The sequence below is a fragment of the Marinomonas sp. UCMA 3892 genome (assembly GCF_012726345.1).
In the GTDB taxonomy this organism is placed as follows: domain Bacteria; phylum Pseudomonadota; class Gammaproteobacteria; order Pseudomonadales; family Marinomonadaceae; genus Marinomonas.
Genome location: NZ_PTXN01000014.1, coordinates 112,690 through 134,576, shown reverse-complemented (window position 1 = coordinate 134,576; position 21,887 = coordinate 112,690). Strand labels below are relative to the sequence as shown.

Sequence of the window (21,887 nt, the reverse complement as noted above, 5' to 3'; positions counted from 1 at the left end):
TTTGCGGGATTTTACATTAATCCTGACCGGATGCTAAGTTTTTCTGTTGAGTTGTTGTTTTTATGTTGTGTAGTGTGGCGCAAAGGCATATGGATGCGAGAACGATTAGCCATGAGCTTTGGAGCCAGATGAGAAATATTGGAATAGCCGCAAACGCACCGTAAACGACTTGATAGCTACTGAAAAACTGAGCAAATGAACTAAATATCGTATTTAAGATGAAAAGACCAATGCTACCTGCAAGGGCTGAAATTGAAGCCCATTTTAATGAGACCTCAGCGTTTGGCGTTAAAAAATTTAGCGTCAATAGCATTAAAAAGTAAAGAGTGATGGTGCCAAGCTCTAATAGGTTATCAATCCATGCATTTGTTTGTGTGCCATGTATTTGTATCGATATAAGTGTGCCGTACAAACTTAGTGAAGAGGCAAAGATGATTGGCCCTAAGGTTAGAATAGCCCAATAGGTCAGTAGGCGTTCTCTGATTTTTCTGGCTTTTCTTATTTCCCAGATGGATTGGACGCTGCTTTCAAAACTATTTAGTAAAAGTAGGGCTGTCAAAACAAGAGCGACCAGGCCTGCGGCAGGAAGGTTTTTGCTTTGTGCGGAAAATTTAATTAAGTAAGGCATGACTATGTCGCTAGAGCCTGGTGCTAGATGCTGTTCAATGAGCTGAAATAATTGAGTTTGCATTGCCTCTAACGCGGGAGTGAAGCTTAGTATTCCTACAATGATAGTAATAATAGGGACGGCCGCCAGTAAGCTAGATAAAGTAAGTTGGGCCGCTTTTTGCGAAAGGTTGCTGTGGTTGAATCTTGTTATTGTTAGGTATCCATAACGTTTGAAGACAAGAAAAAAATAAATTAGGCGTTCTGGCATAGTGTTAAGGCTCTGTTTAAGTTGGTTACTACAATAACATAGGCTTAAATATTTTATTAAAAACTTCTTTTTAATGCACATTGCACAAACACAGTGCAATGTGTCTCCTTTTGGCGCGTGTGCCTTGTTTTTTAGGGGGGCTGCTTGTATTATTTATCTCGTTCCTTTTGTGATATTTGTGCTGCGGAGTAGTGAATTTTAACTATTCTCGGTTCCATAGCTTCAAATAGTCATTTTTAGCCCAGTTTTACTGGGCTTTTTTATGTCTATTGGTTGACGATTGCTATTCCATCCCTATAATAGCCCACCACATGAAATGTAATGATCTTTGTTCCGTTAGCTCAGTTGGATAGAGCAACCGCCTTCTAAGCGGTAGGTCACTGGTTCGAATCCAGTACGGAGCACCATTTTCAGTCCATTACTTTAATTAAATTATTATTTAGGTTTTGTTGGCTGTAATTGAATAGATGTCTTGTTAATAACGAGATTGCCAACAAATTAAAGCAGGTTCCCGAGAGGAAGTTTTATGCAAGTTTCTGTAGAGACAACGTCTCCAATTGAGCGCGTTCTAACAATTAGTGTTCCAGCTGCTCGTGTTGACGAAAAAGTAAATTCTGAAGTGGCTAAGACAGCGAAAACAATTCGTATTGATGGTTTTCGTAAAGGCAAAGTGCCTGTTAGTGTTGTGAAAAAACGTTACGGCCAAGGTATCCGTCTTGATGCTGTAGAGCAAATTATGCGTGACGCATACGTTGAAGCGATTCAAAAAGAATCTATTCAACCTGCAGGTATGCCTTCAATTGAACCTAAAAACTTTGCTGAAGGTGCTGACCTTGAGTTCGTTGTTAAAGTTGAAGTCTACCCAGAAGTTACATTGGCTGATAATTCAGCTATTAAAGTAGACCGCGTTGTTTCTGACGTGACAGAAGCTGATGTTGATACAATGCTAGAAACTTTGCGTAAGCAAAATGCTGAATGGTCTGCTGTAGAGCGTGAATCTGCTGATGGCGATCAAGTAACAATTGATTTTGTTGGTTACCTTGGTGATGAGGCTTTCGACGGCGGCGCTGCTGAAGGTCATAAATTAGTTTTGGGTTCTAATACTATGATCCCAGGTTTTGAATCTGGTATCCTAGGTGCTAAAGCTGGTGAAGAGCGCTCTATTGCAGTGACTTTCCCAGAAGATTATCAAGCTGAAAACTTGAAAGGTAAAGAAGCGACTTTCAAAATTACTGTTTCTGAAGTTGCTGAACAAATTCTGCCAGAGCTAAATGATGCTTTTGTTGAGAAATTTGGTCTAGAAGAAGCGACTGTTGCTGCTTTGCGTGCAGAAGTACGTAAAAATATGGAGCGTGAGTTAAATCAAGCGATTAAATCAAAACTTAAAAACGCTTTGTTTGAAGGGTTGTCTTCAATCAATGAAGTGGAAGTTCCTTCAGCTCTTGTTGATCAAGAAGTTGATGCACTTCGCAAACAAGCTGCTCAGCAGTTTGGTGGCCAAGGTTTTGATGCATCTCAGTTGCCTGCTGAATTGTTCCAAGAAGAAGCGAAAAAACGCGCTAAATTAGGTTTGTTGATCTCTGAAGTTATTAAGAAAGATGATTTGAAAGTTGATGACGACCGTGTTCGTGCTTTCTTAGAAGACATGGCTCAAGCTTATCAAGAGCCACAACAAGTTATTGATTTTTACTTAAAGAACAAAGAACAACTAGCTCAAGTTCAATCTGCTGTACTTGAAGAGCAAGTTGTTGATAAACTGTTAGAATCTGCTCAAGTTACTGAAGTAACTTTGGGTTATGAAGACGCTATCAAGCCAAATGCCCAAGCTGAAGAGGCTGGGGAAGAAGCATAAGACGAGTCTTATCTTTTTTAATAAGGTCGACATAGCGTTTGCTATGTCGACTTTTTTGTTTTAAGGAATGCGATATGAATTTGATGAACCCGACTACCGGTCCTGTTGCAATCACAAGTAATGGTCTTGTCCCAATGGTTATTGAGCAGACCGCTCGTGGAGAAAGGTCATTTGATATTTACTCGCGCTTACTTAAGGAGCGAGTGATCTTTTTGGTTGGTCAAGTTGAAGATCACATGGCCAATTTGGTTGTAGCACAGTTGCTATTTTTAGAGTCAGAAAATCCGGATAAAGACATTCATTTGTATATCAACTCTCCGGGGGGCTCTGTTACTGCTGGTATGTCTATTTATGATACTATGCAATTTATTAAGCCAGATGTTAGTACTATGTGTATTGGCCAAGCGGCTAGTATGGGTGCCTTATTGTTAACGGCGGGTGCAGCTGGTAAACGTTATTGTTTGCCTAATTCACGCGTTATGATTCACCAGCCATTGGGTGGTTATCAAGGGCAGGCTTCTGATATTGAGATTCACACTCGTGAAATCTTAAGTATCAAACATAAATTGAATGAAATTATTTCTTTTCATACTGGCAAGCCAATTGAGCAGGTTGCGCTTGATACGGATCGTGATAACTTCATGAATCCACAAACAGCAAAAGATTACGGTTTGATTGACGAAATCTTGCAGAAACGAACAGTTTAAGAAAAGGGTGGAATAAATGTCGGATGATAATTTTAGCCGTGGCGACCACTCCGATCGGTTATTGTATTGCTCTTTTTGCGGAAAGAGCCAAGACGAAGTAAAAAAACTTATTGCAGGGCCTTCTGTCTATATTTGTAATGAGTGTGTAGATCTATGCAATAACATCATCACACAGGAGCTATCACAAATTTCTGAGGATGGTGAAAGCTCTGATGAATTGCCAACACCTGCAAAATTGAGTGCGGCGCTGGACGATTATGTTATTGGTCAAGATAAAGCTAAACGCGTTTTAGCTGTGGCGGTTTATAACCACTACAAGCGTTTGCGTCATCAGGGTAAAACAGATACTAGCATTGAATTAGGTAAGAGTAATATCTTGCTAATTGGTCCAACGGGTAGTGGTAAAACGCTTCTTGCCCAGACTCTTGCTCGTGTATTAGATGTGCCGTTTACTATCGCTGATGCGACTACATTGACAGAAGCTGGATATGTTGGTGAAGATGTAGAGAACATCATTCAGAAACTATTGCAGAACTGTGATTACGATGTAGAAAAAGCGCAGCGTGGTATTGTTTATATTGATGAAATAGACAAAATATCTAGAAAGTCTGATAACCCATCTATTACACGTGATGTGTCGGGTGAAGGTGTTCAGCAGGCTTTGCTAAAACTTATTGAAGGTACTGTAGCTTCTGTTCCACCGCAAGGTGGTCGTAAGCACCCTCAACAAGAATTTTTGCAAGTAGATACATCCAATATTCTGTTTATTTGTGGTGGTGCGTTCGCTGGTTTAGAGCGTGTTATTAGTGATAGAACAGAAAAAAGTAGTATTGGTTTTTCTGCAACTGTGAAAAGTAAAGAAGAGGGAAGGTCTTTTTCTGAAGCTGTTCACCGTGTAGAGACAGAAGATTTAGTTAAATTCGGTTTGATTCCAGAGTTTGTTGGTCGTTTGCCTGTTGTGGCAACCCTTTCAGAATTGGATGAAGAGGCGTTGATGACAATCTTAAGTCAGCCAAAAAATGCTCTGGTTAAGCAGTATCAGCATTTGTTTGAGTTAGAGGGTGTTGAGTTGGAATTTACACCTGAGTCATTGCGTGAAGCGGCTAAGTTGGCCCTGGAGCGTAAAACTGGTGCTCGAGGCTTACGCAGCATCCTAGAGTCAGCTTTATTAGACTGTATGTATGAGCTTCCTACTCGTAATGATGTGGTGAAAGTTGTTATGGATGCCACTTCAATTCGCGGAGAGACTGCGCCTTTGATGGTGTTGGAAAAAGAAGAGTTGGCTAAAAACGCATAATTCTTTGCTGTATGATGACTAAGCAGAAAGCCGAATTTAAGTTTTATTACTTGAATTCGGCTTTTTTTTATGGTGTTTCGCTTTAAAACACTGTGTAGACTAAATTCAAATGGTGATAGTGCTTGTAATTTCAGGCTTCGTCCCTATCTCTTTCCTAATGAATGTTGAAATATAAAAGTGCGCTTTTTTATGTGCCCGGATTGGAAAAAAATATGACAGATTCTTTGCTCCTGCCAATGTTGCCACTTCGAGATGTGGTCGTGTATCCCCATATGGTGTTGCCGTTATTTGTTGGTCGCGCTAAATCCATAGCAGCGCTAGAGTCTGCGATGGAAAATGATAAACATGTATTTCTTGTTGCTCAACAGGATGCTTCTAAAGATGATCCAGTTTTAGAGGATCTTTATTCTATTGGTACGACGGCGAAGGTGATGCAATTGCTGCGGCTACCGGATGGAACGGTTAAGGTGCTGGTAGAAGGTGGTAAACGTGCTCGTCTCGAGAAAATGGAAGAGGCGGATGGTTTTGTTTTAGGTCGTATCATTGAGCTTGACCTTCAAGAAGAGGATCAAACGGAGCATGGTGTTATTCGTAATGCTTTGCTTAAGCAACTAGATGAATACGTAGCGGGAAGTAAACGTATTCCTGCAGAGGTTGTGGCTTCTTTAAAGTCTATCGATGATCTTGCTAAGCTGATCGATAATATAACGGGTCATATGAGCCTGAAGCTTGAGGATAAGCAAAAAGTCTTAGAAATAGATTCTTTAACGGGCCGTGGGGAATATTTGATCGGTTTGATGGATGGCGAGCTTGATATCGCTCATCTTGAAAAGAACATTCGCAGCCGTGTTAAAAAGCAAATGGAAAAAAGTCAGCGCGAGTACTATTTGAATGAGCAAATGAAAGCCATTCAGAAAGAACTTGGGGATATGGAAGATGGCAGTAATGAGTTAGATCAGCTGCAAGAAAAAATTGCTGAAGTTGGCATGTCTGATGAGGCAAAAGAAAAAGCTGAGGGTGAGTTGAAAAAGCTGCGCATGATGTCTCCGATGTCAGCAGAGGCCGCAGTGGTTCGAGGTTATATCGATTGGTTAACGTCTTTACCTTGGAAAAAACGCAGCAAAGTTCGTAATGATTTGGCTTATGCTGAAAAAGTATTGAATCAAGATCATTATGGCTTGCAGGATGTCAAAGAGCGCATTCTGGAATTTCTTGCTGTGCAACAGCGAGTGAAAAAAGTTAAAGGTCCTGTGCTTTGTTTGGTTGGGCCGCCAGGTGTGGGTAAAACCTCTCTGGGTCAATCGATTGCGAAAGCGGTTAATCGTCAGTATGTGCGTATGGCGCTTGGTGGTGTTCGGGATGAAGCGGAAATACGAGGGCATCGTCGAACTTATATTGGTTCTATGCCAGGTAAGTTGTTACAAAAATTGGCGAAAGTAAAAGTTAAGAACCCATTATTTTTGTTAGATGAAATTGACAAAATGGGGATGGATCAACGCGGTGATCCAGCTTCTGCGCTTTTGGAAGTGCTTGATCCTGAGCAAAACCATACTTTCAATGATCATTATCTTGAAGTGGATTTTGATTTATCTGATGTGATGTTTATTTGTACATCAAATAGCATGAATATTCCTGGTCCACTTCTGGATCGTATGGAAGTTATTCGGATTCCGGGTTACACCGAAGATGAAAAATTAAACATTGCAAAACGCTATTTATTGCCTAAGCAAATTAAGTTATCAGGCCTTAAAGAAAGTGAAATTAAGGTGACAGATGATGCCTTGATGGATGTGATTCGCTACTACACTAAAGAAGCTGGTGTTCGCGGTTTAGAGCGCGAGCTAAGCAAAATTTGTCGTCGTGTAGTTAAAAAACAGGCGCTAAGTAGCGATAAAGAATCAAAAGCTGTTGAAGTAATAAGTGCTAATTTGGAAGATTTTTCCGGTGTGCATAAATTTAGTTACGGAAAAGCAGAAGAAAAAAATCAAATCGGTCAGGTGACAGGTTTGGCTTGGACGTCTGTAGGTGGTGAATTATTGACCATTGAAGCTGCTGGTGTTCCAGGAAAAGGTCGTCATGTTAAGACCGGATCGCTTGGTGATGTGATGCAGGAATCTATTCAAGCGGCTTTGACGGTGGTTAGAAGTCGAGCAACTGGTCTTGGTATTGATGAAGATTTCCATGAAAAAACAGACCTTCATTTGCACGTTCCAGAAGGTGCCACTCCTAAAGATGGCCCAAGTGCAGGTGTTGCTATGTGCACCGCGATTGTTTCTGTGCTAACTAAGATCCCTGTTAAGGCATCTGTGGCCATGACTGGTGAGATTACGCTGCGTGGGGAAGTGTTACCCATAGGTGGTTTGAAAGAGAAGCTTCTAGCGGCTCACAGAGGGGGGATAAAAACAGTGATTATTCCTCAAGAAAATGCTCGTGATTTAAAGGAAATTCCTGATAATATCAAGGCAGACATTGAAGTCATCCCTGTCAAATGGATTGATGAAGTGCTTGATATTGCTTTGGAGTACATTCCTTCACCAAAAAAGGTAGAAACATTACCTTCAAGTGAAAAAACTGTTGATGAACAAGAAACTGTAAGTCATCATTAAGGGCATAACCTGTGTTGACAGGGGATAGGCTGGGCTTGTATAACTGCTGGCTCGGCCTTATCGGTAGTCATTTATACTGCGCCGAAAAAACACTAAGGAACCAAGAAAATACTGAAGGGGTACAACGTGAACAAATCTGAATTGATTGATGCTATTGCAGCGTCTGCTGATTTATCTAAAGCTTCTGCTAGCAATGCACTTGATGCTACTTTGAAAGCAATTGAAGCTGCTTTGGCAAAAGGTGACCAGGTTACACTAGTTGGTTTTGGTACTTTTGCAGTTAAAGAACGTGCGGCGCGTACAGGCCGTAATCCTCAAACTGGTGAGGAGATCCAAATTAAAGCAGCGAAGGTTCCTGGCTTTAAAGCCGGTAAAGGTCTTAAAGACGCTGTAAACTAATGTTTTTGGAGCAGTAGTTCAGTTGGTTAGAATACCTGCCTGTCACGCAGGGGGTCGCGGGTTCGAGTCCCGTCTGTTCCGCCATTAGACACAAAAGGTGTATTCCAAGCGGAATACACCTTTTTTATTTGTAATTTAATTAACTCATTTGGAGGCAGTAATGCTCCAGGATATCAGAGATAAGTCACAAGGCATTGTGGTAAAGATCATAGTTGGTTTTATCGTTGTGACTTTTGCTCTATTTGGCGTAGACGCCTTGGTTACTAGCTTTAATTCGTCAGATACTGTAGCAGAAGTCGATGGTGTAGATATTACCCGTACACAAATGCTGCAAGGTGCTGAAACTCAACGCCGTCAATTAATTTCAATGATGGGTGGGCAAGTTAATCCTGCATTACTGGAAGATAACTTATTGCAGCGTCGTGCTTTAGATGAGTTAGTTCAGCGTGTTGTATTAGCTAACCAAGCAAAAGGTTTGGGGTTGGGAGTTTCAGATGCTCAAGTGAATGCTTATTTACTGCAAGCTGAACAGTTCCAAACGAATGGTCAATTTGATCAAAATAAGTATCTTAACTTTATTCGTTCTCTTGGCTTCACTCCGTTAGCCTTTAAAGAGCGAATTAAACAAGATGTTTTGATACAGCAGCCTCGTAATGCTATTGCTGGTTCTGAGTTTGTTTTGCCTTATCAGGTAGACAGTGTTTCTAAACTGCAGTCCCAGGAAAGAACATACGATTATGTGTCTTTTTCCTTGGCTGATGAGTCAGAAAATACCAGTGTGTCAGACGATGAGCTAAAAGCGTATTACGAAGCAAATAAAGAAAACTTCAAAACGCCAGAACAAGTTAAAGTAAATTATGTTGTGATTTCGAGCTCTGATTTTTACGGTAAAGTAAAAATTACAGATGCTGAATTGCAGGATGCTTATCAGGCTTCTATTTCTGTTTTGGCGCAAGAAGAAAGGTCAGCGTCACATATCCTTATTGAAACATCTGATCGTAGCGATGACGAAGCTAAAAAACGTCTTGAAGAAGTAGAGGCTAAGCTGAAAGCAGGTGCTAAGTTTGCTGATTTGGCTGCTAAATATTCAGATGATATTGGTTCGAATAAAGATGGCGGTAATTTGGGTTATGTCGAAAAAGGCATTATGGGTTCTGCTTTTGACGATACGCTTTTCTCTATGAAAAAAGGCGAAGTTAAATCGGTTAAAGGTCAGTATGGATACCATCTAATCAAACTAGATGATATTTCGAAACCTGATGTGCCAAGCTTTGCCTCCAAAAAAGAAGAGTTGCTGCAAAAGTTACGTGAAGATAAGGCAAGAGATGCTTTGTTGACGGTTCATGAAGATATTACCGATTTGGCTTATGCGAGTGATAAGTTAGATGCTATTGCAAAAGAATACGGTGTTGATGTACTTCAAAGTGCGTATTTTGGTCGTGATGGCGGCTCTGACGAGATCACTAGTAGTCCTGCAGTAATTGCTGCCGCGTTTGGTGTATCTGTTTTAGAAGATGGTCAGAACAGCAACTTGATTGAGCTGGGTGATGATCAGGTGGTCGTATTGCATTTAAATGATCACAAGCCAGAAGCTTTCCAATCTTATGAAGAAACAAAAGAGCAGGTTGCTTCTATCGTGGTGCAAAACAAAGCGGTAGAGTCACTGCGTGCTAAAGCTGAAAAAGCGAAGAGTGCAAGCAATACTAAGTGGACTTCTGTAAAAGATGCTAAGCGTGGTCAAGATGAAATGACATCATTGGCTTTCTCTTTGCCTCATCCAGAGGGTAAACCAGTTATTGAGGTGAAAGGCTTGTCTAATGGTGATTTGGCTTTGATTCGCTTAAATAAGGTTGATGCTGGTAATGCGACAGTTCCTGATGATCAGAAGCTAGCTTATGAGCGTTATTTGAATCAGACTCAAGTAACTCTTAGCACTCAAGGTCAGCAAGACTACTTAAAAAATAAAGCAAAAATAGAAAGATAAACGATAATTTTGCTCAAAAAAAGCCACTCAAATTTGAGTGGCTTTTTTATTTGCTTTGAAACTTTAACAGGTGAAATTTTTTACTTGCTGTTAGAAAGAGATGTTAGCCATTGGTTCGAAGGTACAAAGAAAGCCTGTCCTGTTGTTGCGCGAGTGTACTTCATCAGATGGTCTGTATTACCGTTTTCATCGCCTTTCACCATGCTTTCCAGCATTAGATTAAAAATCACGGGCGTCTTGCTGTAACTAGCAAACATAAGGCCTTTTTCTCTTAAAGAAGCGAATGGCATACTGTGGCGCAAGATTTCCATCGAGTTGCCATTTTCATCTTTCAGTGAGGTGCGCTTGGTATGAGCGTGGACTGATTTTTCTGCTGATGGATATTCTTGGTTGGTGTGCTTGGTTCGTCCGTATGTATCTTCCTGAGTTTTGATATCTTCTTTTTCCCATTTTTCTAAGTCATGAACAAAACGTATTAAATTGAAGTATGAGCCATGTTCAAACCTTAGGTCTTCATCACCAACTAGAGCCACTGCCTTGCGTTGTTCGCCGGCTGGGTTTTCAGTGCCATCAACAAATCCAGTCAAATCACGATTATCTAAATACTTAAAGCAACTGACTTCGTCGACTAACTTAACGCTGTTGCCAAAGGCTTTAAAAAGAACGCTAGCCAACTGGTAAGTTGCATCATGTCGAGAGGAGCGAATGTGAAGAACCAGATCTACATCAGTTGGTGTGAACTCAACATCTTTGCCGGTGATATGAGGGAAGGTGGTAAGAAACTGTGGGCGAGTCGTATCTAGTTCATCCCATATAAGGCTACTTAGGCCGATGGAAGCGTGTAACTCTGCTGCAGGAAATTGTGCTTGTAGTTCTTCAATAAGCGCAGGAGCCGCAGCTAGGGCCCTTTTTAGGGCGCTAATTTCGGATCTATTCACGTTAAGTGTAATAAAAAGGGCATCGCTTGAGGCTTCGGCAATAATGCCAGATTGAAAAGGTGTCATCATGGTTGTCCTTTTAGGAAATAACATTCATTAAAAGTTTGGGTAAAGCGTTTTTAGCTGGCTAGCCTGCGAAGGCTTGGCTTGTCCACTTGTGTACTCTTCAAGAGCATTGGCAAGAGGTTCTCCTTGCCATTCATGGGCTGGATTGTTTGAGTACAGCATTAACTCTGCTTCCATAAGAAGTTGAGTTACTTGAACGGATGTTAGGCGTTTTATGTCATCAACACTACGAATTTCATTGTCTCCCCAGCGATGGCGAGCCCATTCTAATAGACTTGGTCTTAAAGATTGGAGGCTGTTTTGTCGGCAGCATTCAATCAGTGCTTTGTAGGCGCTTTGTTCATCTGAGGTACTTAATGGTGCAAATTCTTGCAAGGTAGGGACTTGGTAAATGTCATCTGGCTGTGATTTTTTGCGCTTGAACCAAATAATAACCCATATAGTTAGCATGGTGGCGGTCAAGAAAAGTAATCCGGCAATTAGGTAATGACGCAGTGAAAAGCCATCTTCTGTTTGTAGTACTTCTAGATCTAATCCATTTTCAGGTTTGATCTGAGTTGATTGTGTAGTTTTTTCAATGGGTTTTTTTGCCAAAGAAATAGGTGCTACGGAGCGAGTTTGTGCTGGCAGCGGTTCACTGATTGTTTGTTTGTTGGCAGTGGAATCATTTGCCTTGCTTGAAGCGCTGGGTAATGGTGCTATTTCAATGCCTTTTGTTGAGGCGCTGGCCGTACTGATTGTTCTTGTTTCAGTGTCCCAATAGGTGATATAGATGTCTGGTAATGCAAGGGTTCCTTGTTCTGTTGGCACCACTTCAACCGTGATGCTTTGGCTACCAGTCACACCGTCGGCTGTTTTTTGATTGTCGAACTTAGGTGGTTTTGGATACAGCTTGTAATTGCGAGTGCTGTTAAAGTCTAGTGTTGGAATCTGTTCTGGTAGCGCACCTTTAGCGCTGATGTTAATCGTCCAAATAAGAGTGTCGCCCACTCTTGGGGTATCACTCGACTTATCAAGAGAGGTTGAGACGGTTACTTTGCTGCTAGGCAACCAAGCATCACCCGTATAGCTGGCTGGGATAGGAGTCACTTGCAGGTTGAGCGGTTCGCTTTGAACCTTAATCATTCTTCTGCCTGTTGATGTGTTGATCATTGCTTGAATGCTTTGGGGCGGTATCGTCAATAGACCGCTACGCTGTGGAAACGCTAAATAGTCCCGCGTAATCACCTGATACTGTGTGCCATTCACCGTTTGATAATTCATCTGGTCGTCAGCAAGTCTTTCAATGACAAGATCAGGATGCGAAGGAACTGATCGATTCGCATTCTGGAGTGCAACTGACGTATAAAGTTTGATGCTCAGTATGACTTCTTGCTGAAGGTATGGCTCTATTTCAGAGACTTCTGTTTTTAACATGACTGGCGGATTACCATTGCCGTCCAAGAGCTGCGGGGAGCTTTTAATGGTAAGTCTAATAGGTTGCGATTCGTAATTGCCTATTTTAATCGGCGGAATTTCAACCGTGCCGACAGATTTTGGCATCAAGGTGACAACCCAAAAGTTTAAAGCCGTGCTGGTGCCTAAGTTGAAGCTAAATTGGCTATTTTGGCTTTTACCTAAAATATCAAAATCACGTTCCAATGGAGATAGATCAGGGCCATTTCCAGTGTCAGAAAAGTCAGCGCGTAATGTTAGCTGTACCACTTCATTTTCAGTGGCAACATTTTTATTAAGGGAGGCAGTAACGCTGGCGGCATGAAGAGAGCTTGATAATGTAATAAAAAGCAGAGTTGTCATTAGTGAGAAAAACAAGCGACTTGGCTTGTTTTGCGATATTAATGAAAGGAAGTATTGCTTTATTACCATGGGTTTTGCCCATCCTCTTGCGAAAATCGATTTTCATTGCGCTTTTCTTGGTGTAAATACCAGAGCTTGCGTTGCAGTAGTAATCCCGGGTCGTCTTGGATTTGTCTTAGCCACTGGTTCAGCGCTTGTGTTTTTTCTTTGTCTAACTGTGTGTTTTCAGGTTTTTTCTGTTTTTGTTCGTCTGAGTTTTCACCTTCCTTATTATCCTCAGGAGTCTTGTTTTTGTCTTGTTTTTCGTTCTTTTTATTATCTTTTTTTGAGTCAGACGGATCTTTTGAGTCGTTTTTATCCTCTGAATCGCTTTTATTATCTGCATCAGACTGGTTGGGTTGTTTGTTTTGATTTTTCTCTTTGTCTTGTTGTTTAGATTTTTCCTGTTCTTTTTTCTGCTGGTCTTTCTTTTGTTGTTCTTGTTGCTGCTTTTTTAAGTAATCGAGATTGTCTTTGGCGGCTTTTAGTGAAGGATCTTGTTCCAATGCTTTTTCATAGGCTCGAATAGCCTTTTCAGTATCGCCTGATAATGCCAACGCATTACCTAAATTATAATTTTCTACCGAATTTCTTTTTAGGCTTTCTAGCTGCTGAATCGTTTCAGGATAATTTTCTAAAGCGTACGATGATGCCGCTTTCCATTCTGGTTGCTGAAAGTATTGGTCTGCAGCTTGCCAATTTCCCTGATCCACAGCTTGTTGACCTTTTTGATCTGGCGTCATAAACCAATCAAGAGGCGATGCCTGTAGCCTCTCGGAAGGTAAATAAAAGATGCTAACCAGCAGCATAAAAAGCACGCCTTTGCGAAACTGCAATGCCAGCCAAAGTAGAAAGGGTAAAGCAAGCCATTGGCCTTGTTCTATCCAATGTATACTTTTATTTTGTGCTTTTTGAGTTTGCTGATTATCCAATGAGGTATTGGTGATCTGCGCTAGCTCCTGAGAGTTTAAGCGTCCTTGGTGAAAAGACCCGCCAAGCGATGTTGTGAGTTTTTTTAACTCTTTTATAGGTGTTATTGGCATGACATTTTTGCCATTCTTTCTCAAGATTTGACCGTCAGGTAGCTTAATCAGTGATGTGTTCGTTGTGCCAACGGCTACTAAATCTAACTGTATGTTTTTGCCTTTAAATAACGCAGGGATTGCCGTCTTATCTTGTTCGCTAAGATCATCTGTTAACACAATAAGGTGCAGTGGTGTGGCGTCGTCTTTACTAAGAGACAATGCAGTTTCAATACCACTGGTCAAGCTACTACCATACGTTGGCATGATGATTGGATCTAATGCGAGCAGAAAATGGGTGATGGTTTCTCTGTCTTGGCTGAAGGGGCTGATTACAAAGCCTTCGCCAGCAAATGCGACCAGTGCAATATCACCTTCTTTACTTTGTGCCAGTATGTCGCGAATGGTTTGCTTTAACTGAGTTTGTCTATTGGGCTTAATGTCGGTCGCGTACATAGATAGCGATTGATCAACAACTAAGATAGTTTTCTGGGTATTTTCAAACATGGTGGTTGGCGCTTTTGTCCAGCTGATGCCAGCTAAACCAATCCAACACAATGATATTGCCGCTAAACCAAGCCATTTATTCACGTTACTGGAGGTATTTTGATAAACCAAATGCTGCATCAATCGTTGATCGACCACTTTATTGAGCGTGCTTTTGTTCGAGCTTTTTGCGGTGATGAAATACGCCAGTAGCAAGGTAACAGGTAGCAACATAAGCCAGTAGGGACGTTCAAAGTGAATCAAGTCAAAAAGCATCATGCTTGACCTCCTTTGCGCGAGGTTCTTTTATGAAAAAAGTTACTATTCAATGTAAGTTGCTTGCTGGCGAGTAGTGCCAAACCTAGAAAAATAATCGAGCCAAGACCTAGCCAATGGAACAAGCTGGTCAGTGGTCGTTGCCAAATATCTTCGGCAGGAGTTGGTTCTAACGCATCAAGTGTTTGATAAATAGCTTGTAGATCTTCGGTGCTTTTGGCGCGGAAGTATTCACCACCTGTTTGTGCGGCAATGTTTTTTAATAGTGTTTCGTCTAGATCGCTTGAAGGATTGATGGCTTTGGGCCCAAAAAAGCTTTGTACAATCATGCTGTCTGCGCCAATGCCTATGGTGTGGATTTTTACGTTTTGTGAGGCGGCAAAGGCGGCGGCTTGTTGAGGTTGAACTCGCCCTGCGGTATTTGCGCCATCCGTCATTAAAATAAGCACTTTTTTATCGGAGGGTTTATCTTCGAGTCTTTTTATTCCCAGTCCGATAGCATCGCCAATGGCCGTCTGTTCGCCAGCAAAACCAATTTGAGCTTCTTGCACTAGCTGATTAATCGTCTTGGTATCAAAGCTTAGTGGTGCTTGTAGATAGGCTTTTGAGCCAAAAACGATAATACCAATACGATCGCCGCGGCGTTCTTGAATAAAGTCAGACAAGACAGATTTGGCGGCTTCTAATCGGTTTGCCGGTTGGCCGTTGAGTGCCATGTCGGTAACTTGCATACTGCCAGATAAATCAAGAGCAATGAGTAAGTCTCGACCTGACGGAGTGACTTTTGTCGGTTCGCCTAACCAAATCGGTTGGGTCATAGCAAAGATCAGCAAAATCCAAGAAACCAACAGGCAGGCGTAACGTAAAGTCGGGCGTTTAGGTATCGCTTTTCCATCTTGGTGATTGACTAGTTGTTCCGTATTACCCCACCAAATGCCATCGCCTTTTGGCTTAGCTTTTGGCAGAAAATACATAATAATGGGCAAAGGTAAAAGAAGAAGGAACCAAGGCCAAGATAATTCAAGCATGGTGTTTCCTTATCCAATAACAAATGTTTTTTATCATAGCGCTACGTTGTTCAGTGGTTAGTTCAATCTGGCTTCTATAAGGACCGTCTATAAACTCGCTACCAAGAGAAGAAAACTGCCATTTTGCTGGCATGGATTTATCTAGCGTTTCAAACAAGGTTTTACTGGGCAAAGCGGCGGTTTCTGTTTTGCCTTCACTAATAAGGCAGCGTCGAACCATTTCGTGGCAAAGTAAAATGCAGTCTTTATCGCTCAGCTCGCTCGATGTATTGGTGATAGCTGACAATGCTTCTCGTCGGTATGTGCGCTTTTTGTGGCGTCGATACCATAAGGCGAGCAAGCCTATAATGAATAGAATAACAGCTACAACAATAAGCCAGGTCCACCAAACGGGCGGCCACATAGGAACAGATTGCGGCAGCATGTAAGCTTTGTGTGGCAAGTCTATTGCGTGTGTTGCTGATTGTAGAGGAGCTTGTGCGACGGGCATCAGTGTAATGCTCCTTGCGAAAGTAAGTAACGAGCAATTTTTTCGGGCGATTCAGTGATATCAAATATTTGGTGGCGAATGCCAAAAGAAGCCAGCTTTTTACGCATTAACGTATTTTGTGAGAGGAAATCAGCTTTTGCTTGTTGCATGCTGTTTTTGGTAATGGTCACAGGTTTAATGCCGTTATTGTCGGCCATCTGGTATTGGCCAGCAGGTAGATTAAAGACATTGCTATCGATGATTTGTATCCAATGAACGGAGTTGTGCTCGGCGAGCTTCATCAGTGCACTTTCTTCGTCTTGGTTCCAGCTCTGTTTGTCTGTCAGTATGATCACATCTTTATTGTGAGCTTTGTTAGCAAGCAGGCTGTTCGACCAAATACTGGTTGTGTTGCTGCCATTGATTCGGTTTTCTATCTTAGATGCGTCTTTTAAATGGCTTAAAAGCGTGGCCAAAGTGCCAGATTTATTGCTGGCGTGTTCTTGGTTGCCATAGGTGATTCGATAAGACAGGGTGTCGCCTTGCTGCTTGGAGCGCCACGCAATAATACCGGCAAGCTGAAGAAAACGTGTAGCAATAAAGGTATGACGAGTTCCAAAATAAGCGCTGCTAGACAGATCTAGCAATAACAGCCGTTGATGGTCGTTTTCTTGCGCATATAGTCGAGTATGAGCTTGGCCTGTCCTAGCTGTCACTCGCCAATCAATATGCCGCAAGTCGTCGCTGGCTTGATAAGCCCGAAGTTCGAGCATTTCCATGCCATGACCTTTTTGTCGTGAACGACGCTCTCCTGAATTGGTCGCAAAACGAATGGCTTTAGGTGCTCGTCCTAAATGCTTAGCATAACTCGCTAATAGAGCGAAATGGGCATCGTCTAGCTCAGGAGATTCGGGTGATAATAATGGACTCATCGTACTATTTGCCTTTTGCAGCGATTCCCTGAGTTACAGTGCAGGAACGTGACTAATCAATCTTTTCAATAGATCGTCAACAGATAACCCAGCGGCTTGTGCTTCAAACGTTGTGATGATGCGATGGCGTAACACTGGCAAAGCAATCTGGCGAACATCGTCTGGTGTGACGAAGTCTCTACCGTTTATTAATGCATTGGCACGAGCACAACGATCAAGAGCCAAGGTGCCACGAGGGCTGGCGCCAAATTCAATCAAATTTGTTCCTTTACCCGCTTCGCCTAAATAAAGTTCTGGCTGGCGAGTCGCCATGACGAGCTGTACTATGTATTGCTCAACACTTTCAGACATATACAAAGATAAGGCTTTATGCTGAAGTTCAAGGATTTCATGAGGTTGGCAAATTGGTTGAGGTTTGCTTGTAGAGGTTTTGTGCAAATCTTGCTGACGCACTAACCTCAGTACATCTAATTCGCTGGCAGCGCTTGGATAGCCGAGATTTATCTTCATCATAAAACGATCAAGCTGTGCTTCAGGCAAAGGATAAGTGCCTTCTTGCTCGATTGGGTTTTGTGTGGCAATGACGAAAAACAGTGCAGACAGTGGGTAGCTATGATTGCCAACGGTAACCTGTCTCTCGCCCATGGCTTCAAGCAACGCAGATTGTACTTTAGCTGGGGCGCGATTGATCTCGTCAGCTAGTACGATGTCGTTCATAATAGGGCCGGGGATAAAGCTGAACTTGCCCGTTTCTTGCTGATAAATATCGGAGCCTGTCACATCGCCGGGTAACAAGTCTGGCGTAAATTGAATTCGTTGGAAGCGGCTGTCGATAGCATTGGCAAGAGCTTTTGCAGCGGTGGTTTTTGCTATGCCTGGTGGTCCTTCTAGAAGCACATGGCCATTAGCGATTAAAGCGACAAGTAATTCATGGGTTAAATCTGGTTGGCCAACAACGGCGTGATTTAGGTGATCTTTTAATTGCTCAATTACAGTTACCATCGAACCTAGGTTCCTTATACTTTTGTCAATAAAAGTGTCAACGCAAGATGAAACCCTTGCAAAACGACTATGCTCATCAATACTTTGTTAAAACAGGTTCAAAGTGCTCATTTATAAACTATAAGCTCGGCTTTGGAGTCCTGCGTCGTCCTAATAATTACATCTATGTAGTTATCGGATTTTGCGCCTGTTTTTGTTTCGTCTTGGCTTCGCTCGTGACTTCGTGCAAAGGTCTCCATATAATAGCCTTCATCTTATCGGATTCAAATCTTTACGCACAGGGTGATCTCTGTAAGGGTAACGTAAGCACAGGACGAAAAAATGGCGAAAATTGTATTAAATGTGGCTTTGCCCGCGTTTAAATATGAAGCTATGTATACAGGTGTAGCGAAAAACCTAGTCGCGAGCAGCCTAGATGGGCGTAAAGTTCAGTTGCCCTTATCGGCTTTTCAGCGTTTTGTGACTCATCAAGGCATTTACGGCTATTTTGAAGTAGAATTTGATGACATGAATAAACTGATTGCCGTCACTAAAATTAGATAGCCTAAAGTTAGGTAGTCTAAAATTAGATCATCTAATTTTAAATGATAATCAGACAGAACAGATTAAATAAAAGAGCAGCACAGCTCAGACAAAGCATTTAGCAGATCTTAACCGCCTAGGAGCCCTAACAATGTACCAACTTGCTCGCTCGTTACTTTTTAAACTGGACCCAGAAGTCTCCCATGAATTGTCATTGGATCTTCTCGCAGCAAGCAGTCGATTGGGTTTAAACAGATTTCTAGGTGGATTGCCATCGACTAAACCAGTTGATGTGATGGGATTACGCTTTCCCAATGCTGTAGGTTTAGCGGCTGGCTTAGATAAAAATGCCGATGCGTTTGAAGCGCTAGGCGCGTTGGGCTTTGGTTTTGTGGAAGTGGGGACTGTGACACCAAAAGGGCAGGCCGGAAATCCTAAGCCGCGTTTGTTCCGTTTGCCAGAGCATGAAGCCATTATTAACCGCATGGGCTTTAATAACAAAGGTGTGGATCATTTGGTTTCGCGGATTAAATCCCACCGTTATCCTGGTGTGTTAGGTGTTAATATTGGCAAAAATTTAACCACTTCAGTGGAAGACGCTGCAGCGGATTATTTGGCCTGTTTAGAATCAGTTATCCCTTACGCAGATTACATTACTGCAAACATTAGTTCGCCAAATACACCGGGACTTCGCAGTTTGCAGTTTGGTGAAAGCTTGGCTCAGTTGATAGCTCCATTGGTAGCGGCACGTGATCGTTATGAAGCGGCATACGGTAAGCGTGTTCCGTTGGCGGTGAAAATTGCTCCAGATATGACTGACGACGAAATTAAAATGGTTGCCGATACTTTGGTTGATCAGGGAGTTGATGGCATTATTGCCACTAATACAACTTTGTCTCGTGAGGCAGTGTTAGGTCATCAGTTTGAAAAAGAAGCGGGCGGATTGAGCGGTATGCCAGTTCGTGATGCGTCTACTCATGTGGTTAAAGTATTGGCTGAACATTTGAAAGACACCTTGCCTATTATTGGTGTTGGCGGTATTTCAAGTGGCGCGGATGCGGTAGAAAAACTGCAAGCAGGTGCGCGTTTAGTACAGATTTATTCGGGCTTTATTTATCACGGTCCAGAGTTAATTAAGGAAGCTGTAGCAAGCACTGATGCTTATTACCGAGAACTTGATCTCGGCATCTAAAGATCGAATTGAAAACAAGATGCAGCGTATTTTTGTATCTTGTTTAAAAAAGAGGGCGGGACACAATCCCGTCCTTTTTATGCGTTTCGAAACATTCATTGAAATTTAAAAAAGTATTTTATAAATGAGCACGATATTACAGACAACTGATTCAGCAAGTCAGGTTTACGCATTAGAAATAACCTGTCCTCTTGGGTTAGAAAATGTCTTAGAAAAAGAGCTGCATGGCGAAGGCCTAACGCAAACTCGCTTGGGTGAAGCGCAGGTTAAACTGACAACAGATTTAGAAGGTATGTACAAAGCTTGCCTTTGGTCTCGCGTTGCAACTCGCGTTATGTTGCCGATTGCCAATTTTAAAATGGAATCTGCCGACGACTTATACGATGGCGTAAAAGCGATTCAGTGGTCCGACCACATGAATGCAAGCAACACCATCGCGATTGATTGCCATGGCACTAATCACCATATTCGTAATACACAATTTGGTGCGGTTCGTGCGAAAGATGCGATTGCCGATTATTTTGTAGCCTTGTCTGGTGAGCGTCCTAGCGTTGAAAAAGAGCAGCCAGAAGTCCGTATTGCTTTGCGTATCAAACGTGAAGTAGTGACAGTTAGTATTGATTTGTCTGGCGAAAGTATGCACCGCCGTGGTTACCGTCAACAAGGCGGCATGGCACCTCTTAAAGAAAACTTAGCTGCTGGCCTTTTGCTACGTGCAGGTTGGGGAGCAGATTGCGGTTTGACGCAATTAATCGATCCAATGTGTGGTTCTGGTACCTTTCTAGTTGAAGCTGCGATGATGTCTTTGGACATGGCTCCAGGTCTACGTCGCCCATATTGGGGATTCAAAGGCTGGAAACAGCATGATCACCGGATGTGGCAACAGCTAATGGACTTTGCTAAGAACCGGAAAAAAGATCCAGCAACCTTGGGTATTCGTTTTCAAGGTACGGATAGAGAGCAAAAAGCCATTGCTGCCGCGCGCGAAAACATCAAGCGCGCAGGACTAACTGACGTCATTGATGTGACCATGTCGTCGTTCCAAGAACATGAGTTCGATATTAATCCCGATGCTCCAGGTCTTTTGATTACCAATCCGCCTTACGGTGAGCGTATTGGTGATGAAATGGCCTTGATTGCCTTGTATCGCCAACTGGGGGAATGGGTGGTGACTCACGTGCGTGGCTGGCAGTTTATGATGCTAACCAGTAACGACCATCTGGCTCGACAAATTCCTGTTCGACCAGAAAAAAGTACACGAGTGATAAACGGTGGCATTGAATGTCGCGCATATCAGTTTCCATTGTTGGCTGGCAGCATAAAAGAAGATGTCGTCGCGCAATCGGTTATGACGCCGGGTGCACAAATGTTTGCTAACCGTCTGCAAAAGAACGCTAAGAAACTGAAAAAATGGGTCGAGAAAAACAAGATCCAGTGTTACCGCGTTTATGATGCTGATATGCCAGAATACTCTGTTGCGATTGATATCTATGGCAATTGGGCACATGTTCAAGAATATCAGGCACCTAAAAGTGTTGATCCAGAAAAAGCCAAACAACGTTTGTTTGAGGTGATGTCTGCCATTCCGACAGCGCTGAATATTTCAGAATCTAATGTGATCTTGAAACAGCGCCAAAGACAGACAGGTAAAGAGCAATATGAAAAATTCGATCAAACGAAACACGAAATGATCGTAGAAGAATACGGCTGTGAATTCATTGTTAATCTAAAAGATTATTTGGATACAGGTTTGTTTCTTGATCACCGTCCAGTACGCAAGCTGATTCAAGACAAAGCCAATGGCGTACGCTTCTTAAACTTGTTCTGTTACACAGCGACCGCGTCTGTTCATGCTGGACAAGGTGGTGCGCGCAGTTCATTGAGTGTCGATATGTCGAACACTTATACCGAGTGGGCGCGTCGTAATATTGAACTAAACGAGTTTTCAGATCGTTACCATCAAGTAGAACGTGCCGATTGTATCGAATGGCTAAAACAAAGCCGCGATAAGTTTGATTTGATCTTCATGGACCCGCCGACGTTTTCGAACTCAAAAAAAATGGCAGACATTCTAGATATTCAGCGCGATCATGGTGAACTTGTACGTTTAGCGATGGCAAGACTGGCGAGAGGTGGTGAGCTTATTTTCTCTAATAACTACCGTCGTTTTGTGTTGGACGAAGCGTTAGAGCAAGAATACGATGTGAAAAACATTACTCGTGAAACGCTGGACCCAGATTTTGATCGTAACGACAAAATTCATCAGTGCTACATTATTAAGAACAAGTAATTAAGTAAAAGCAGTTAAGAATAAGTAAGAGAATTCAGTATAATTCGCCGACGTTTTTTAAGGCTAAACACCTAGTTCAGCTTTTGTGATTTTTAAGGTTTATAAG

At 42.2% G+C, this 21,887-nt stretch carries 17 protein-coding genes and 2 tRNA genes; 11 read left to right on the top strand and 8 right to left on the bottom strand.

Annotation, left to right across the window (positions count from 1 at the left end; genetic code table 11):
* Positions 1-16: 16 nt before the first annotated feature.
* Complete coding sequence (locus tag B6N13_RS18300; RefSeq protein WP_157035953.1) at positions 17-877, bottom strand: YihY family inner membrane protein; 861 nt, start codon at positions 875-877, stop codon at positions 17-19.
* A gap of 330 nt (positions 878-1,207) precedes the next feature.
* Between B6N13_RS18300 and B6N13_RS18295 the strand changes: the two genes are divergently transcribed.
* The 8 genes from B6N13_RS18295 (at position 1,208) to B6N13_RS18260 (ending at position 9,722) form a co-directional block, all read left to right on the top strand.
* Positions 1,208-1,284 (top strand) — tRNA-Arg (locus tag B6N13_RS18295).
* 119 nt (positions 1,285-1,403) lie between these two features.
* Positions 1,404-2,729: a trigger factor gene (gene tig, locus B6N13_RS18290; protein WP_169460228.1), complete on the top strand. Its 1,326-nt coding sequence runs from the start codon at positions 1,404-1,406 to the stop codon at positions 2,727-2,729.
* Positions 2,730-2,803: 74 nt separating this feature from the next.
* On the top strand, positions 2,804-3,436 hold the full coding sequence (gene clpP, locus B6N13_RS18285) for an ATP-dependent Clp endopeptidase proteolytic subunit ClpP (protein WP_012069432.1): 633 nt from the start codon (positions 2,804-2,806) through the stop codon (positions 3,434-3,436).
* A 16-nt stretch (positions 3,437-3,452) separates the two neighbouring features.
* Positions 3,453-4,733 (top strand): ATP-dependent protease ATP-binding subunit ClpX, encoded by a 1,281-nt coding sequence (gene clpX, locus B6N13_RS18280; protein WP_012069433.1) that lies wholly within the window; start codon positions 3,453-3,455, stop codon positions 4,731-4,733.
* 212 nt (positions 4,734-4,945) lie between these two features.
* Positions 4,946-7,339: an endopeptidase La gene (gene lon / locus B6N13_RS18275; RefSeq protein WP_169460227.1), complete on the top strand. Its 2,394-nt coding sequence runs from the start codon at positions 4,946-4,948 to the stop codon at positions 7,337-7,339.
* A gap of 126 nt (positions 7,340-7,465) precedes the next feature.
* The gene (locus tag B6N13_RS18270) at positions 7,466-7,738 is read left to right on the top strand and encodes an HU family DNA-binding protein (RefSeq protein ID WP_012069435.1); all 273 of its coding nucleotides are present in this window, start codon (positions 7,466-7,468) and stop codon (positions 7,736-7,738) included.
* A 7-nt stretch (positions 7,739-7,745) separates the two neighbouring features.
* A tRNA-Asp gene (locus tag B6N13_RS18265) sits at positions 7,746-7,822 on the top strand.
* Positions 7,823-7,898: 76 nt separating this feature from the next.
* Positions 7,899-9,722, top strand: a complete 1,824-nt coding sequence (locus B6N13_RS18260; RefSeq protein ID WP_169460226.1) for a SurA N-terminal domain-containing protein — start codon at positions 7,899-7,901, stop codon at positions 9,720-9,722.
* An 80-nt stretch (positions 9,723-9,802) separates the two neighbouring features.
* On the opposite strand, the gene B6N13_RS18255 is transcribed toward B6N13_RS18260, so the two are convergent.
* From B6N13_RS18255 to B6N13_RS18225, 7 genes are read right to left on the bottom strand one after another with little or no spacing between them, the layout of a single operon-like run.
* Positions 9,803-10,729: a Dyp-type peroxidase gene (locus B6N13_RS18255; protein WP_169460225.1), complete on the bottom strand. Its 927-nt coding sequence runs from the start codon at positions 10,727-10,729 to the stop codon at positions 9,803-9,805.
* A gap of 27 nt (positions 10,730-10,756) precedes the next feature.
* Positions 10,757-12,592 (bottom strand): BatD family protein, encoded by a 1,836-nt coding sequence (locus B6N13_RS18250; protein ID WP_169460224.1) that lies wholly within the window; start codon positions 12,590-12,592, stop codon positions 10,757-10,759.
* Positions 12,586-14,349 (bottom strand): VWA domain-containing protein, encoded by a 1,764-nt coding sequence (locus B6N13_RS18245; RefSeq protein ID WP_169460223.1) that lies wholly within the window; start codon positions 14,347-14,349, stop codon positions 12,586-12,588. Before B6N13_RS18245 ends, B6N13_RS18250 begins: the two co-directional genes overlap by 7 nt.
* Positions 14,346-15,374 (bottom strand): VWA domain-containing protein, encoded by a 1,029-nt coding sequence (locus B6N13_RS18240; RefSeq protein ID WP_169460222.1) that lies wholly within the window; start codon positions 15,372-15,374, stop codon positions 14,346-14,348. The genes B6N13_RS18245 and B6N13_RS18240 overlap by 4 nt, the downstream gene beginning before the upstream one ends.
* Positions 15,367-15,864 (bottom strand): DUF4381 domain-containing protein, encoded by a 498-nt coding sequence (locus tag B6N13_RS18235; protein ID WP_169460221.1) that lies wholly within the window; start codon positions 15,862-15,864, stop codon positions 15,367-15,369. The genes B6N13_RS18240 and B6N13_RS18235 overlap by 8 nt, the downstream gene beginning before the upstream one ends.
* Positions 15,864-16,775, bottom strand: a complete 912-nt coding sequence (locus B6N13_RS18230; RefSeq protein ID WP_169460220.1) for a DUF58 domain-containing protein — start codon at positions 16,773-16,775, stop codon at positions 15,864-15,866. The genes B6N13_RS18235 and B6N13_RS18230 overlap by 1 nt, the downstream gene beginning before the upstream one ends.
* Positions 16,776-16,808: 33 nt before the next feature.
* On the bottom strand, positions 16,809-17,795 hold the full coding sequence (locus B6N13_RS18225) for a MoxR family ATPase (protein WP_348981555.1): 987 nt from the start codon (positions 17,793-17,795) through the stop codon (positions 16,809-16,811).
* A 303-nt stretch (positions 17,796-18,098) separates the two neighbouring features.
* Here B6N13_RS18225 and B6N13_RS18220 point away from each other — a divergent pair, with 303 nt between their 5' ends.
* The 3 genes from B6N13_RS18220 to rlmKL all read left to right on the top strand — a co-directional run bounded on the left by B6N13_RS18220 (position 18,099) and on the right by rlmKL (position 21,781).
* A complete protein-coding gene (locus B6N13_RS18220) occupies positions 18,099-18,320 on the top strand; it encodes a DUF2835 domain-containing protein (protein ID WP_169460219.1) in 222 nt (73 codons plus the stop codon).
* Between the two features lie 130 nt (positions 18,321-18,450).
* On the top strand, positions 18,451-19,491 hold the full coding sequence (locus B6N13_RS18215) for a quinone-dependent dihydroorotate dehydrogenase (protein WP_012069445.1): 1,041 nt from the start codon (positions 18,451-18,453) through the stop codon (positions 19,489-19,491).
* A 124-nt stretch (positions 19,492-19,615) separates the two neighbouring features.
* Positions 19,616-21,781: a bifunctional 23S rRNA (guanine(2069)-N(7))-methyltransferase RlmK/23S rRNA (guanine(2445)-N(2))-methyltransferase RlmL gene (gene rlmKL, locus B6N13_RS18210; RefSeq protein ID WP_169460218.1), complete on the top strand. Its 2,166-nt coding sequence runs from the start codon at positions 19,616-19,618 to the stop codon at positions 21,779-21,781.
* Positions 21,782-21,887 lie beyond the last annotated feature (106 nt).

What these genes read in the sequence shown, in the direction of transcription:
- clpX (WP_012069433.1), top strand. Translation starts at nt 3,453, where the DNA reads ATGTCGGATGATAATTTTAGCCGTGGCGACCACTCCGATCGGTTATTG.
- B6N13_RS18235 (WP_169460221.1), bottom strand. Translation starts at nt 15,864, where the DNA reads ATGCCCGTCGCACAAGCTCCTCTACAATCAGCAACACACGCAATAGAC.
- B6N13_RS18245 (WP_169460223.1), bottom strand. Translation starts at nt 14,349, where the DNA reads ATGATGCTTTTTGACTTGATTCACTTTGAACGTCCCTACTGGCTTATG.
- lon (WP_169460227.1), top strand. Translation starts at nt 4,946, where the DNA reads ATGACAGATTCTTTGCTCCTGCCAATGTTGCCACTTCGAGATGTGGTC.
- B6N13_RS18300 (WP_157035953.1), bottom strand. Translation starts at nt 877, where the DNA reads ATGCCAGAACGCCTAATTTATTTTTTTCTTGTCTTCAAACGTTATGGA.
- B6N13_RS18215 (WP_012069445.1), top strand. Translation starts at nt 18,451, where the DNA reads ATGTACCAACTTGCTCGCTCGTTACTTTTTAAACTGGACCCAGAAGTC.
- B6N13_RS18230 (WP_169460220.1), bottom strand. Translation starts at nt 16,775, where the DNA reads ATGAGTCCATTATTATCACCCGAATCTCCTGAGCTAGACGATGCCCAT.
- clpP (WP_012069432.1), top strand. Translation starts at nt 2,804, where the DNA reads ATGAATTTGATGAACCCGACTACCGGTCCTGTTGCAATCACAAGTAAT.
- B6N13_RS18260 (WP_169460226.1), top strand. Translation starts at nt 7,899, where the DNA reads ATGCTCCAGGATATCAGAGATAAGTCACAAGGCATTGTGGTAAAGATC.
- B6N13_RS18240 (WP_169460222.1), bottom strand. Translation starts at nt 15,374, where the DNA reads ATGCTTGAATTATCTTGGCCTTGGTTCCTTCTTCTTTTACCTTTGCCC.
- B6N13_RS18255 (WP_169460225.1), bottom strand. Translation starts at nt 10,729, where the DNA reads ATGATGACACCTTTTCAATCTGGCATTATTGCCGAAGCCTCAAGCGAT.
- B6N13_RS18220 (WP_169460219.1), top strand. Translation starts at nt 18,099, where the DNA reads ATGGCGAAAATTGTATTAAATGTGGCTTTGCCCGCGTTTAAATATGAA.
- rlmKL (WP_169460218.1), top strand. Translation starts at nt 19,616, where the DNA reads ATGAGCACGATATTACAGACAACTGATTCAGCAAGTCAGGTTTACGCA.
- B6N13_RS18250 (WP_169460224.1), bottom strand. Translation starts at nt 12,592, where the DNA reads ATGGTAATAAAGCAATACTTCCTTTCATTAATATCGCAAAACAAGCCA.
- tig (WP_169460228.1), top strand. Translation starts at nt 1,404, where the DNA reads ATGCAAGTTTCTGTAGAGACAACGTCTCCAATTGAGCGCGTTCTAACA.